The organism is Acinetobacter sp. MF4642 (assembly GCF_002018925.1).
GTDB classification, from domain to species: domain Bacteria; phylum Pseudomonadota; class Gammaproteobacteria; order Pseudomonadales; family Moraxellaceae; genus Acinetobacter; species Acinetobacter johnsonii.
Map to the genome: position 1 here is coordinate 38605 of NZ_MVON01000016.1, position 14180 is coordinate 52784.

The 14180-nt window shown below is 42.8% G+C and carries 11 protein-coding genes; 6 read left to right on the forward strand and 5 right to left on the reverse strand.

Annotated elements, in window-relative coordinates; translation table 11 throughout:
• The first annotated feature begins 4 nt into the window (after nucleotides 1-4).
• Nucleotides 5-784, forward strand: coding sequence for a malonyl-ACP O-methyltransferase BioC (gene bioC, locus MF4642_RS10100; protein ID WP_078426137.1), 780 nt, complete (start codon nucleotides 5-7; stop codon nucleotides 782-784).
• Entirely contained in the window at nucleotides 781-1425 is a 645-nt protein-coding gene (bioD, locus tag MF4642_RS10105) for a dethiobiotin synthase (protein WP_078426138.1), read from the forward strand. The genes bioC and bioD overlap by 4 nt, the downstream gene beginning before the upstream one ends.
• A 71-nt stretch (nucleotides 1426-1496) precedes the next feature.
• On the opposite strand, the gene MF4642_RS10110 is transcribed toward bioD, so the two are convergent.
• From MF4642_RS10110 to MF4642_RS10130, 5 genes are all read right to left on the reverse strand, one after another.
• Nucleotides 1497-1913, reverse strand: a complete 417-nt coding sequence (locus tag MF4642_RS10110) for an ExbD/TolR family protein (RefSeq protein WP_078389252.1) — start codon at nucleotides 1911-1913, stop codon at nucleotides 1497-1499.
• A gap of 18 nt (nucleotides 1914-1931) precedes the next feature.
• The gene (locus tag MF4642_RS10115; protein WP_078426139.1) at nucleotides 1932-2357 is read right to left on the reverse strand and encodes an ExbD/TolR family protein; all 426 of its coding nucleotides are present in this window, start codon (nucleotides 2355-2357) and stop codon (nucleotides 1932-1934) included.
• Between the two features lie 18 nt (nucleotides 2358-2375).
• Complete coding sequence (locus tag MF4642_RS10120; protein ID WP_078426140.1) at nucleotides 2376-3257, reverse strand: MotA/TolQ/ExbB proton channel family protein; 882 nt, start codon at nucleotides 3255-3257, stop codon at nucleotides 2376-2378.
• Between the two features lie 34 nt (nucleotides 3258-3291).
• Nucleotides 3292-3990: an energy transducer TonB gene (locus MF4642_RS10125; protein WP_004695319.1), complete on the reverse strand. Its 699-nt coding sequence runs from the start codon at nucleotides 3988-3990 to the stop codon at nucleotides 3292-3294.
• Between the two features lie 141 nt (nucleotides 3991-4131).
• On the reverse strand, nucleotides 4132-6813 hold the full coding sequence (locus MF4642_RS10130; RefSeq protein WP_078426141.1) for a TonB-dependent receptor: 2682 nt from the start codon (nucleotides 6811-6813) through the stop codon (nucleotides 4132-4134).
• Between the two features lie 760 nt (nucleotides 6814-7573).
• On the opposite strand from MF4642_RS10130, the gene MF4642_RS10135 reads away from it, so the two are divergent.
• From MF4642_RS10135 to MF4642_RS10150, 4 genes are read left to right on the forward strand one after another with little or no spacing between them, the layout of a single operon-like run.
• Nucleotides 7574-9361: an ABC transporter substrate-binding protein gene (locus MF4642_RS10135; protein ID WP_078426142.1), complete on the forward strand. Its 1788-nt coding sequence runs from the start codon at nucleotides 7574-7576 to the stop codon at nucleotides 9359-9361.
• Between the two features lie 13 nt (nucleotides 9362-9374).
• Nucleotides 9375-11183, forward strand: a complete 1809-nt coding sequence (locus tag MF4642_RS10140; protein WP_078426143.1) for an ABC transporter substrate-binding protein — start codon at nucleotides 9375-9377, stop codon at nucleotides 11181-11183.
• Nucleotides 11184-11207: 24 nt separating this feature from the next.
• On the forward strand, nucleotides 11208-13223 hold the full coding sequence (locus MF4642_RS10145) for a M3 family metallopeptidase (RefSeq protein WP_078426144.1): 2016 nt from the start codon (nucleotides 11208-11210) through the stop codon (nucleotides 13221-13223).
• Between the two features lie 11 nt (nucleotides 13224-13234).
• A complete protein-coding gene (locus MF4642_RS10150) occupies nucleotides 13235-14173 on the forward strand; it encodes an ABC transporter permease (RefSeq protein WP_078426145.1) in 939 nt (312 codons plus the stop codon).
• Nucleotides 14174-14180 lie beyond the last annotated feature (7 nt).

A 14180-nucleotide genomic window follows, 5' to 3' on the forward strand; every position in this document is an offset into this window, starting at 1 on the left:
AGTCGTGAAGAATTTAGAGATTGATAAAGCACAAGTCGCATTGCGCTTTGCTCAGGCAGGGCAAAGCTACAGTGAGCATGCGGTTGTGCAAAAGCAAATTGCACGCCAGCTTTTTAATTTAATCCAACGTTATGCTGTTAAATCGCAATTTGAGCGGGTGTTTGAAATTGGTTGTGGTTCAGGCAATTTAAGCCATCTTTTGCTGAAGGATTTCCAAATTCAGCACTATCTACTGAATGACTTATATGCCGAGGTGCAGCAGCACTTTCAGGGTTATTCAAATATAGATTGGTTATTGGGCGATATTGAACAGCTCGTTTTTCCAGCTCATTTGGAACTGATTGTATCGACGTCTGCGTTGCAGTGGATGACAGATCTTGCTGCTGTTTTTCAGAAAGCGAATGACAGTCTGCTCCCACAAGGGCTGTTTTGTTTTTCCACCTTTGGCGAGCGGAATTTACAAGAGATTAAGACCTTAACGGGGCAAGGCTTAGATTATGTCAACCTCGATCAACTACGGGAAAAATTGCAAAACCAAGGATTTGAAGTTCTGCATTTGTCTGAACAGATTGAGTACTTAGACTTTGCGACACCGAAACAGGTACTGCAACATTTAAAAGCCACAGGTGTCACGGCAACTGCATCGAGCTTTCGTTGGACCAAGCACTCGCTTGAACGCTTTTATCAAGATTATCAACAATTTTCACAACTCGATACCTCTGGGCAGATTTATTATCGCCTGAGTTATCACCCTATTTATTGTATTGCACGGAGAATGCCATGACTGGATCAGTTTACTTTATCAGTGGAATCGATACAGGCATTGGGAAAACCTATACCACGGGCTACTTAGCCAAGCTCTGGAATGAACAAGGCCAAAAAACCATTACCCAAAAGTTAGTGCAAACGGGTAATGTGGATGTTTCTGAAGACATTGAACAGCACCGTAAAATTATGGGTATGGGCTGGTTTCCTGAAGATGACAGTAAGCTGACCATGCCTGAAATTTTTAGTTATCCTGCATCGCCACATTTAGCGACTAAAATTGATGGTCGTGAGATTGATTTTGCAAAAATCGAGCGTGCTACTCAGCAGCTGGCTGAAAAATATGAGGTGGTGTTGTTAGAAGGTGCGGGTGGTTTGATGGTGCCTTTAACCACAGATCTGCTCAGCATTGACTATATTGCAGCCAAGCAACTGCCTGTAATTTTGGTGAGTTCGGGGCGTTTGGGCAGTATTAACCATACCATTTTAAGTTTGGAAGCACTGAAAAGTCGTGGTTTGGAGCTTTATGCTTTGGCCTATAACTTAAATGATGAATCTCAAGATGAACTCATTTCTAAAGATACTGCGAGCTATTTAAAAGCTTATTTGGCGACACATTTTCCGCAAGCATTGTGGATCGATATTCCTGTATTGAAGTAATTCGTAGAGTCATTAAAAAATAAAAAACCGCTAACAGCAAAAGTTGTCAGCGGTTTTTTTGACGGTTTTATTTACTGATTACTCACGACTCCAATTTTTTTCACATCAAGGCGTTGGGCTGCGGCCATGACCATCGCAATGTATTTATATTCCGTTGCGCGGTCAGCTTTGAGTTTAATTTGGTCTTGATCTGCTTTTTGAGCAACGGTTTGAAACAAGGCTTCGAGCGCTTGTTTGGACTCCACAGCTTGTTCATTCCAAAATATTTTGCCTTGAGCATCTAAGCGTAGTTCCACGATTTCAGGTGGTTTTTCCTGAACTGGTGGTGGTGTGCCATTCGGGAGGTTAATATTAATGGCGTTGTTTGGCAACGGAATCGTGATAATGAACATAATCAGTAATACCAACATGACATCAATCAAAGGCGTCATGTTGACATCAAGCATCACATCTTCATCATCTTGGTTGGAACCAACATTCATACCCATAGCTGAATCCTTCTTTGATTAAGGGGAAGAGGGCGGTGTGGTGATAAAGGCAATTTTGCCAATCCCCGCTTGCTGCGTGGTAGTAATGACTTGGTCAATCGCATCGTATGGCGTAAGTTGGTCACCACGAATGTGAACATCGGGCTGAGGTCTCTTTTGCGCCTCTATTTGTAAGCGTGCCAGTAAGGTGGCTTTATCGGCAATGTAACTTTCATTCCAGAAAATATCGCCATTTTTATTGACTGCGAGTTGAATATTTTCAGGTTTAGTTTCATAAGGTACATTCTTTTCTTCAGGCAAATTGACTGGCACGGTATGAACTGCAACAGGCACTGTAATGAGGAAAATAATCAGCAAAACCAACATAATATCAACCAATGGTGTGGTATTAATGGTTCCGATTACATCATCATCGCTGTCATTTGAATTTACCGTCATTCCCATGGCTGATTCCTCATGTTCTTATTTCATGTCACGGTTAACAGGATTGTTGGTGCTGATTTCACCACTTAACAACACAGCATGCAGGTCTGAACCGAAGGTACGAACTTCTTCCATCACGGCTTTATTCCGGCGGGTTAACCAGTTGTAACCAAGCACTGCTGGAACAGCCACGGCTAAACCAATTGCAGTCATAATTAAGGCTTCACCCACAGGGCCTGCGACTTTATCAATAGATGCTTGACCTGATACCCCAATCGCGGTTAACGCATGGTAAATGCCCCAAACGGTACCGAATAAACCCACGAAAGGTGCGGTTGAACCTACAGTTGCTAGAAAAGCTAGCCCACCACTTAAATGGCTGTGAATTTTGTCGATGGCGCGTTGAATCGAGATAGTGACCCAAGTATTAAAGTCGATACGCTCTAATAATGTTCCACCATGGTTTTTTGTCGACTTAATGCCTTTTTCAGCAATAAAGCGATACACACTGGCATCATCTAAACCTGCAGTTGCAGTATCGAGAGAGGTTGCTTCCCAAAAGTTTTTATCGGCATGTTGGCCTTGTTTGCGAATTTTGCCTTGCTGTAAGCACTTGGTGATAATGATGTACCATGTCCCAATCGACATAATCACCAAAATAAACAGCGTCACTTTAGACACCAGATCACCTTCTTTCCACATTGCTTCTAAGCCATAAGGGTTATGTACTTTTTCTGAAGCAGTAGGTGCTTTTTCAGCTAAGGGTGGGGGAACAGGTGTTGCTACTTTCTCAGTTGTAGTGACTGGTGTAGTCAATGCTGTAGTGGGCACAGCTGTTTCCTCTGCGAAAACAGCTTGTAGAGGAAGTAATGTGCTCATTCCAAGTAGGCTTGCTGCGGTAAAGTTTTTTAATTTTTGCATTGTGTAACTCCTAATGTCGGCTGATCTTTTTCAATTATTCGAGAACAAATTCGTATGGGATGTCGAACCAAGCGCTTTGAGCTACGCCATCTTTCATTGCAGGTTTAAATGTGCACAAGCTATACGCTTTCGTTGCAGCACGGTCTAAAGTACGGTCACCTGTTGAACGCTTCACTTTGACTTCTTGCGCCTTACCATTGGTATCGACAAAGACCGAAATCAGTACGGTGCCAGAAATGCCACTCATCTCTGCTTCGCGTGGATAGCTTGGAGCTTTACAGCCAGCTTCACCTTCCGAGACTCCACGTGTAACACCTGTGGGTTTGGGTGCCGGTGATGGAGCAGCGGCAGTCGGTGTTGGGGTTGGAGATGGGCTTGGAGAAGGCGATGATGCAACTGGCGTCGGCGTGCTTATCGTCGGTTTAGTGACGGGTGTAGCAACTGTTTTTTGCACTGGGACTACTTTTTCTACAGGTTTAGGGTCAGGCTGCTGCGCTACTTTTTCCACCATTTTTGGTGGCTCTGGTGGAACTTCTTTAGGTGGTTCAGGCTCAGGCGGCTTGATATCTTGCAGAATGACCAATTCCACAGGTTCGGTTGAGGGTTTGACAATATCTTTTGCCAAGCCCGCCATTAGCACCAAGCCAACAAGAACATGTAAGAAAATCACAACGCCAATACCTGTGAGTTTTTTGGCGGAGTTTTTTTCTAAATCTTCAAATGTAGTGCCCATAGTTACTCCTAAAATTTAAGCCAAATCTACTTTTTAAAAGCATTGGATTGCACTTGGGAAAATCCATATATATCTGGTTAAAGTTGAGCATGTATAAACATCACCACAGATTGAATACTTCAATCTGTGGCTCAGATCCGCTTAGAACGTATATGTACCTCTTACATAGAAAGTACGTCCTGTTGGGTCGCTGTAACGTGGGTCATAGCCGTATTGGAAGTTATCGAGAACATTCGATGCAGCAGGTTCTTCATCAAATAGGTTTTTGATGCCACCCGTTAGGGTTAAGTTTTTGAAACCTTTATAGGTGCCTGCAATGTTGTAGAGGGTATAGTCTGGAACTTTGTGGTTATCAAAGCCTTCTTCACCTGTTGCATTTTGGTCGTGATAACCTCGGAAAAATTGCTGTTCAAAGACCAATTTCCAGTCTTCATAGCTCCAGTTGATGTTTGCGGTATGTTTCCAGCGCAGTACAGCAGGGTCATCATAAACGCCCACTAAGCCCTCCCAGTCTCCATCTTTTTCTTCTTGGTAGTCATTTTTGATGACATAAGTTCCATTAATTCCAAAGCCAAACCGACCTGTTGATGTCATAGGAGTGAGGTAATCTAAGCTAATGTCGATCCCTTCAGTTTTGATGCCACCTGTATTCATTAAAGTGGTATTGATGTATTGGATACGGCCGTCTGCATCTCGCACAAAGCGATCTGCATATTTGGTTGGATCTTCGAAAATGGAAGTTTCACCCGTTAAGCCAATAAGATTTTCGATTTCGATATTGTAGTAATCGACTGCTAAGACTAGGTTCTTAAGGGGCTCAAAAACAAAGCCGGCTGTAAATGTGGTTGATTCTTCGGGTTGAAGCTCAGAGTTACCACCTTGCATACGCTTAAACTGGGTATTACATTCTGTTTGATATTGCGGTGAAGTTGCTACGCCACCTGGACAGAGCACAGGGTCATCGTATTTTGCCCCCGTGTAAGTTTGGCTTTGCGGCGCATTAATTTCATATAAGCTTGGTGCACGGAAACCTGTACTGTAAGTACTTCGGAACATTAATTGTTTTAAAGGCTCCCAGCGTAAACCCACTTTCGGGTTGAAGGTGTCGCCAAAGTCACTGTAGTCATCATAACGTGCTGCAAGTTGCGCTTCTAAAGTGGAAGTAATCGGAATTTGTAGCTCTGAGAAAACGGCTGTAATGTCACGGTCACCCTTACTGATAGGTTTGTCAGGGTCAATGCCACTACCTGGGACAAGTCGAACAAGGTCTGAGTTTACCCTTGCTTCCCAGTCTTGCGTGGTAAAGCTACCGCCGAAGGCAAAACCCACGTCACCCGCAGGAAGGGTGAAAATTGGACGGCTGATCGTAAAGTCAAAGGTGGTGGAGTCTAAGGTCGCATCATTGGTCGTACCGCTGACTTCTAATGAATTCCAAACACTTGAATCCGCTGAAGGACCAAAGGGGTTAATGGTACCGTTATCTAACCCTTCTTGCAGTTGACTACGATTTAAATAGCCACTAACGAAACTGTCCTTTGCTTTACCTTTTGCATAGGTCACGCCGCTGTCGATGTTCCAGCCATATGCTTCACCTTCAATCCCTGCAAAAATACGATGTGATTCATTGGTTGTCTTAGAAACACGGTTACCTGCTTGTGAGCGTAGGTAGAGTTGTAAAGGATCACCACTTAAACCGGGAACAGCAGGTGTGATACCTTCACCTGGATAATATTGGCTTCCTTTGGGAAGTGTCACAGATCGACTATAGACATCGGGTGCGATTGAGGTAGTGACTTCATTTTTTGCATATACATATTCAGCAATGGCGTTGAAATGGTCACTGAGTTTGAAAGTTGCACGACCTAGGGCCGATAAGTCTTCTGTTTCTGGTTGAATACCAATCAAGGCTTGAGTGTTTAAAAAACACAGGCCATCGTCCGCAACGACATTAGGAGTGTTATTACAGTTGGCATTACCGTAAGGATTGGCTAATACACCACTGGTTGGGTCATAGAAGTTAGCAGGAAAACCATTCGCAGAGCCAGCATCGATCCCTAATTCAGGTAGAAGCCCACCACGACGGCTAACTTTACGGTCTTTGGCCATAATTTCTTTAGACTTTTGGTAGCTGATTGCGCCATATACGTTAAAACCTTGTTCGTCTAAGTCGCCATAGCCACCAAAGATAGAGACATCGTATTCTTCCCCCCCTTTTTCTTCGGGTTTGAGTACACCGCTGCTGATACCGAAACCTTCATATTGTTTTTTTGTGATGAAGTTGATCACCCCAGCAATGGCATCTGCGCCATATACCGCGGATGCACCATCTCGGAGGACTTCAATGCGTTCAACCATTGCTAGAGGAATCGTATTGAGGTTGGTTTCAGAGGTACTAAAAGGGCTATAAGCCAAACGGCGGCCGTTTAATAATACTAAGGTTTTGTCTGGACCTAGGCCACGTAAGTTGGCTGTTGAACCAGAGGTATTACTTGCCCCCACGTTTTGCGCGGTTGTGTAACCCGCTTGGTTGGCACTGATTTTGGTTAAAGCTTCTTCGGCAGTTGTGACGCCTTGTTGCGCAAGCTCTTCAACTTTAATGACGGTAATGGGTGAAGAACTTTGAGCTGCAACTCCTTTGATAGAGGAGCCTGTGACAGTCACTTTAGCAACTTTTTTAGTTGGTTCTGCTGAGACTGAGCTTTCGGTTTCTTCTGCATGAGCTAAAGACAAACATATCATACTTAAAGTCAGGGTACTTAGTTTAAGTATTGATTTGCTGATGGTTGGGGTCCCCATAGATCGAACAAGTTTGTTTTTTTGCATCGTAAATTCAACCCTTCTTTTTCTATATTTAGCGGTATTGCTGTGCTGAGGGAGTGCAAGGCAAATGCCAACTTTCAGTGATAGACAAAAGACTGTGAATTAAGTTATTGGAAAATATTGTTTTATTTTATTATTTGTATGGATTTATGTAACTCATCTTCATTTTTCTAGAATTTAAAAATTTAAAATGGCAAAAAATTACTTATAAATCGATTAAAAAATAATCATAAAATGATTATTCATATAATAAGTGATCAAAAATGAGTCGTGATTTTTTGAATTTTTAATACAAAATCTTATTTGTAATTATACTGAATTATCAGTATTTATCTTTAATAAATAAATATTTGCGATGTTTTATTTGGTTTTTTGTATTTCTTGAGATGTTCGAATTTGAATCATTGGTGTATTAAATCTGTGCAATAGTTTATTTAAACTGAATGTTTAAAAATAGCTACTAATTGGCAAAATGTTCCGATGTGAGTTGAGCCTCTCATTTATAACTAATTAATATCCATATATTTTTCTTACAAAATGTTAAATTAGAATGATAAAAAAATAGGCGTGGCATGATATTCGCTTTGTTGCTGAGGTGAATATTTGCCCATGACCGTTTTTTAAATTTTGATAATTAAAATTTAATTTATAAAACATGGGTTTATGTTTTAAGTTTTTGTTAGTGTTGTCTGAAAAATAAAACACTGACATTGAACATGGATGGCATGAGATCACCTTGCTTAAAAAAAAGATGTGTATAGGTATGAACTTGAATTCAAAAAAACTGAAGCTTGCTGCTTTATCCCTTGCGATGGGTTTTGGCTTTTCTGCCTATGCAAAGTCGCCTGCAGATCCAAACAAAGTATTAAATATCGCTTATGAAGCGCCTGATGATGGTTTTGATACGGTTAAAACCTATAATTTTTATAGTGGTAGTATTGCCCAAGCCATTTTTGAACCGCTTTTAAAATACGATTATTTGGCACGCCCCGCTCAATTGGTTCCAAATACAGCAGTGTCGATGCCAAAAATAGAACAAGAGGGCAAAGTCTATATCTTAAAAATTCAGCCCAATATTTATTTTAGCGATGACGCGGCCTTCAAAGGCAAGCCGCGAGAGTTGGTGGCGCAGGATTATATTTATTCCATGATGCGGATTATGGATCCGAAAAACCGCTCACCGACCTATTCATTTATTGAAGGCAAAATTGTCGGTGGCGATGCTGCTGTTGCTCAAGCCAAGAAAACAGGCCAGTTTAATTATGATGCCGCGATTCCGGGTTTAAAAGCCCTCGATAAATACACACTACAAATCACATTGACCCGTCCTGACTATAATTTCCCGTATATCTTGGCTTACGCTACATTTAGTGGAACAGCGCGGGAAGTGGTGGAGTTTTATGGGGATCGAATCGCGCAGCATCCCGTGGGAACAGGACCTTATCAACTGAGTAAATATGTACCGCGGAGTCGTATTGAACTGGTGGCCAACCCGAAATATCGTGGTTTTACTTGGAATTTTAAATCTACAGGTTCGAGTTGGGACAACCGTCTGGTTAAAGAAATGCAAGGCAAAAAAATGCCGCAAATTGGCAAAGTCAGCGTCAGTATTATTGAAGAAGAACAATCACGCTGGCTCGCGTTCAAATCAGGCCAACTCGATTTTGACAAACTGACTTCCAATGCGGTACCACGGGCTTTAAATGGCAAACAACTCAAACCTGAACTGGTCAAGCAAGGCATTCAACATTTCCCCAATAAAGACGCTGAAATCACCTATACCATGTTTAATATGCAAGATCCTACAGTGGGCGGTTTTGGGCTTGAAAAAGTTGCATTAAGACGTGCGATTAGTCTAGCTTATAACCAAGCAGAAGCCATTAAACAACTGTATAAAGGGCAGGCGGTGAAGTCGGAGATGTTGGTGCCTGAGGGGGTACAAGGCTTTAATCCGAATTATCGGAGTAGCGTGGCCTATAACCCGCTCTTGGCGAATAAATTACTGGATCGTTTCGGTTATAAAAAGGGGGGAGATGGTTACCGTCGGCTACCGAATGGTCAGCCTCTAACGCTTAAGTTTATGACTGAAAACAGTTCCAGTTCCGTGATTCAATCTGAACTGTGGAAGAAAAATTTAGATGCGATTGGTCTGCGTGCCGACTTTGTGGTGAGTAACTTTGCTGACAATTTAAAAGCAGCGATGCAATGTAAATACATGATTTGGGGTGGGGCTTGGATTGCGGACTATCCTGAAGGGGAAAACTTTGCCCAGCTGCTGTATGGGCCCAATTCGGCTCAGGGCAATCTCAGTTGCTACCAGTCCAAAGCCTATGATGCACTTTATACACAAGCAATGGCACTCCCACCACCTCAGCGTTTGCCATTTTATGAAAAACTCAGTCGTCAAATTGAGGCTGATAATCCATGGATTATTCATAACAGTCGCATTCGAAATTGGTTGTTACATCCACAAGTTCAGGGTTTTAAAGCACATCCGATGATGAACACCAACTGGCAGTATTTGGATATTCAGCCCATAAAAAATAATTGAGATGTAGAACATAATGAGAGATCTAAATCAGAAATTGAAACGATGGGGTTTGGGAATTTTGGCAGGCAGCATTCTGCTGAGTAGTTCAGTTTCCAGTTTTGCACAAAGCCCTGCCGACCCGAAAAAAGTTTTACGTTATGTTTTTCCTGTGGCTGAAACAGGCTTTGACCCTGCGGGCGTGCATGATTTGTACTCGGCGCATGTCAACGCTTCGATTTTTGAAACTTTGTTTACCTATGATTATTTAGCCTCACCTGCGAAATTGGTACCACGAACAGCTGCGGCTTTACCCGAGGTGAGTGCGGATGGATTGACCTATACCATTCGTTTGCAAAAGGGGATTTATTTTGCTGCGGACCCAGTGTTTAAAGGTAAAAAGCGTGAGCTGACCTCGACTGATTATGTGTATACCTTTAAACGCTTACTGGATCCGAGCTTGCGTTCACCCAACAGTTGGCTGCTCGATGGGCGAATCTTAGGGATGGAGGCTTTGCTGAAACAGGCACAGAAAACGGGAAAATTCAATTACGACCAACCTGTCGCGGGCTTGCAAACACCAGACCGTTATACCTTGGTTATTCGCCTGACCAACCCTGATCAGAACTTTCCAATGTTGCTTGCGCATCAGCCTGCAGGTGCAGTTGCACGGGAAGTCATCGAAAAATATCGTGACAAAGCGGGTTTTGTCATGGGGCATCCAATAGGAACGGGGCCGTATATGCTCAGTCGTTGGACGCCGGGTTCGCGGATCATTTTAAAGGCCAACCCTGATTTCCGAAGTTTTGTTTGGAACTTTAAGGCCAGTACGCCTGAGGATCAAAAGATCGTCAAAGCCATGCAAGGCAAAAAAATGCCGCAAATTGGCGAGATTGATATTCAGGTAATGGAAGAGGGGCAATCACGCTGGTTGTCCTTTATTAAAGATGAAGTGGATCTATTTGCTTTGGATGGTGAGTTGACGGTTCAAGCCTTGCAAGATGGAAAACTAAAACCGGAATTGGTTAAAAAAGGCGTACAGCTGTCACGGATCACCGATCCCTCGATTGACTATCATTATTGGAATATGCAAAACCCAGTGGTCGGCGGCTTAAGTAAAGATAAAATTGCTCTGCGCCGTGCCATGGCGATGGCGTTTTCAGCCGATAACTACATCAATATTTTACAAAAAGGCGATTCGCAAAAACTGCAAGCACCGATTCCAAGTGGTGTGGTGGGCTATGATCCCAATTATCGAAGCAGTATTCCTTACTCAGTCAAAGCGGCAAATTTATTGTTAGATCGTTATCACTATAAAGTAGCTGCAGATGGTTGGCGTACTCAGCCGAATGGGAAACCTTTGGTGATTGAGATGACGCTTTCGGGCAATAATTTACGCAGTCAACAACAGGCCGAGTTTTGGAAGAAAACCTTAGACAGTATCAAAATCAAAATAACCACCAAGTCGATGCCTTTTGCTGAAGCTTTGAAATTAGAAAAACAATGTAAAACCATGTTTAAAGCATCAGCATGGATTGCAGACTACCCAGATGCAGATAACTTTATGCAGCTGTTTTATGGCAAAAACATCAAGATCACTAACAATGGCTGCGTCAAAATTCCTGAATATGACCGTCTATATGAACAAGCCCAAAAGATGATACCGAGCCCAGAACGCGATGCAATCTACGCCAAAATGTCGCGTCTGCTAGAGGTGTATATGCCTGTGCAGGTGATTGGTGCGCGTTACCGCAATATCTTGGCACAACCGCGGGTGATTGGTTTTAAAAAGCATCCCATACTGCCTGCAGAGTGGATGTATATCGATATTGATTTGAAGAAATAGAAATTAAACAAAACTGGAGTCATGATGAAAAAGCAACATTTTAAATTCACTGCATTGTGCATGTTGGGCCTAGGAATGAGTCAGATGGCTTTGGCGGAAACAGCACAGCGCCAAACATTACCCAGCTTTCAAGCTAAAGACATCCCTGCAATGTGTAATGCCAAAATTGCGGATGTGAAAAAGCAACTTAAAACGTTTGAAAATAAGCCCCTTAAAAACGAAACGGCAGCAGCGCCTGTATTGGCTGAATGGGATCGTATTTTTGCATCATTTGAAGATTTTTACGGCCCGATTGGTCTGTATAGCAATGTTGACCCTGATGAAGCACTGCGTAAAGCGGCTGAAGATTGTGAAATTAAAATTAGCCAATTCCAAACTGATGTGTATCAGAATCCAAAGCTATATCAACAAATTAAGAAAATTAAAATTGCTGATCCAATTGAAGCCAAGTTCCGTGAAGATATTTTGGAAGGCTTTGAAAAAACTGGGATACAGCTTTCAGCAGATAAACAAGCACGCTTAAAAGCGATTTTTGATGAACTGGCAAAAATTGAACAAGAGTATGCGCGTAATGTCCGTGATAATCCTGAAAAACTCGAATTTAGCCCTGATGAGCTAAAAGGCCTGCCACAAAGTTATATCGATGGCTTAAAGAAAAATGACAAAGGCAATTATTTACTCGGTTTTGAGTATCCCGATTATCGGCCGTTTATGGAGTTGGCAGATAACGATGATGCACGTAAGCGTTATCAAATTGCATTTACCCGACGTGGTGGCGAGAAAAATCTGGCGCTGCTGAAGCAAGCCATGGACCTACGTTATGAGTTAGCACAACTGTTTGGTAAGTCCAGTTATGCCGAGTGGGTATTGCAAAGTCGTATGGTGAAAAACCCTGAAACCGTGAATAAATTCTTGGCAGATGTACATGCTACCGTAGCTCCCCTAGAGAAAAAGGAAGTCCAAACTCTACGTGAGTTTAAAGCGCAAAGTTTAAATATTCCTGTTGAGCAAGCCCGTATTGAGCGTTGGAGCGAAGCATATTGGAGTGAAAAATTACGCAAAGCCAAGTATCAGGTCGACCAAGAACAGCTACGTCAATACTTCCCAACGCAAGCCTCTCAAGACTGGCTATTTGCCATTTCTGAAAACCTGTATGGCATCAAGTTTAAGCCTGCCAAAGTCGAGGTTTGGCAAGATGAAGTGGAATATTACGATGTGACCGATGCCAAAACTGGGCAACTGCTCGGCGGCTTATATATGGATAAATTTCCACGTAAAGGTAAATATGGACATGCTGCTGTGTGGGGTGTTTATGGCGGGAGTAGCTTAACTGGGCGCAAACCGATTTCAGCACTGGTGACTAACTTTAACCGCAATGGTTTAAATAGTGATGAGTTAGAAACTTTTGTACATGAGTTTGGTCATGCGTTGCATGGCATTTTATCCAACACACGCTTTTCATCTCAGTCAGGAACTTCGGTTGAACGAGACTTTGTCGAAGCACCTTCACAAATGTATGAGGAATGGGCACGACGCAAAGAGACTCTGTCAAAGGTGGCGGACTACTGCAAACCTGACTGCCCACGCGTGGATGATGCGTTGATTACTAAACTCAATGCCGTTCATAGTTATGGGCGTGGTTTGCATTATGCACGACAGACGTTGTATGCACAGTATGACATGGCGCTACATGGCAGTGATGCACGAGAGGTTCAGCCCTTAAAGGTTTGGGAGAAAATGGAAGGGGAAACGGCCTTGGGTTATGTTCCAACCACCGAGTTTCCGGGGCAGTTTGGTCACATCATGGGTGGTTATCAAGTCGGGTATTACGGCTATATGTGGTCAGAAGTGATGGCATTGGACATGCTTTCAGCCTTTGGTGATAACTTAAATAACCCTGAAGTGGGGCAGCACTATCGTCAAACGATTTTGTCCCAAGGTGGTCAAAAACCTGCCAAAGCATTGGTCAAAGACTTTTTGGGTCGTGAACCTGATAACAAAGCCTTTTTCGATGAAATTACCGGTCAACGGGTGAAATAAGGGGCATTTTTATGCTGGCATATATTATTCGTCGAATTTGGCAAATGATCCCGACCATGCTTGGGGTGGTGTTGCTGATTTTCTTCTTGTTTAACTGGGTCGGTGGCGACCCTGCCTATATTTTAGCAGGGAAAATGTCGAACCCTGAACAGATTGAAAATATCCGACAGCAGCTTGGGGTCGATCAGCCCTATTATGTGCAACTGTGGATTTTCATTAAGCAGATTTTGACATTTGATTATGGGCTAAGTTGGAGTACAGGGGAGTCGGTATCGCAAATTATCACGACACGACTCGGGCCTTCACTGACTTTGCTCATTCCACTGACGATCTTACAAACCATTATTTCTATTATTTTGGCTTTGGCGGTGGCAGCCGTGCGCGGCAGTTTAACGGATCGTATGGTGATGATGCTGTGTACGATTGGCATGTCGATCAGTATCTTGGTGTATATCATTGTTTTTCAGTATGTCTTTGCCTATCAGTTGAGTTGGTTTCCGGTACAAGGCTGGAGTGATAGCTTTAGCGAGAACCTGTTTAAGTATGCTTTATTGCCTATTCTGATCATGTTGGTGGTCAGTATTGCCCCGACTTTAAGGTTGTATCGTAGTTTTGTTTTGGATGAAGTCAATCAAGACTATGTTCGTACTGCACGTGCCAAAGGGATGGGTGAACGGCGCATTTTAGGCGTGCATGTGCTACGTAATGCCTCAATCCCGATTATTACAGACGTGATGGCAAGTTTACCTGCTTTGCTGATTGGTGCATTTTTGATTGAGCGTTTCTTTGGTATTCCGGGCATTGGTCGTGAAGTAATTATTGCAGTAGAGCGTAGTGATTTTCCTGTGATTAAAGCCATTACTGTGTACGTTGCTCTCGCAACGATGTTTTTCAACTTGATTGCCGATTTGATTTATAAATGGGTCGATCCACGTGTACAGTTGAAGTAGGTGAATT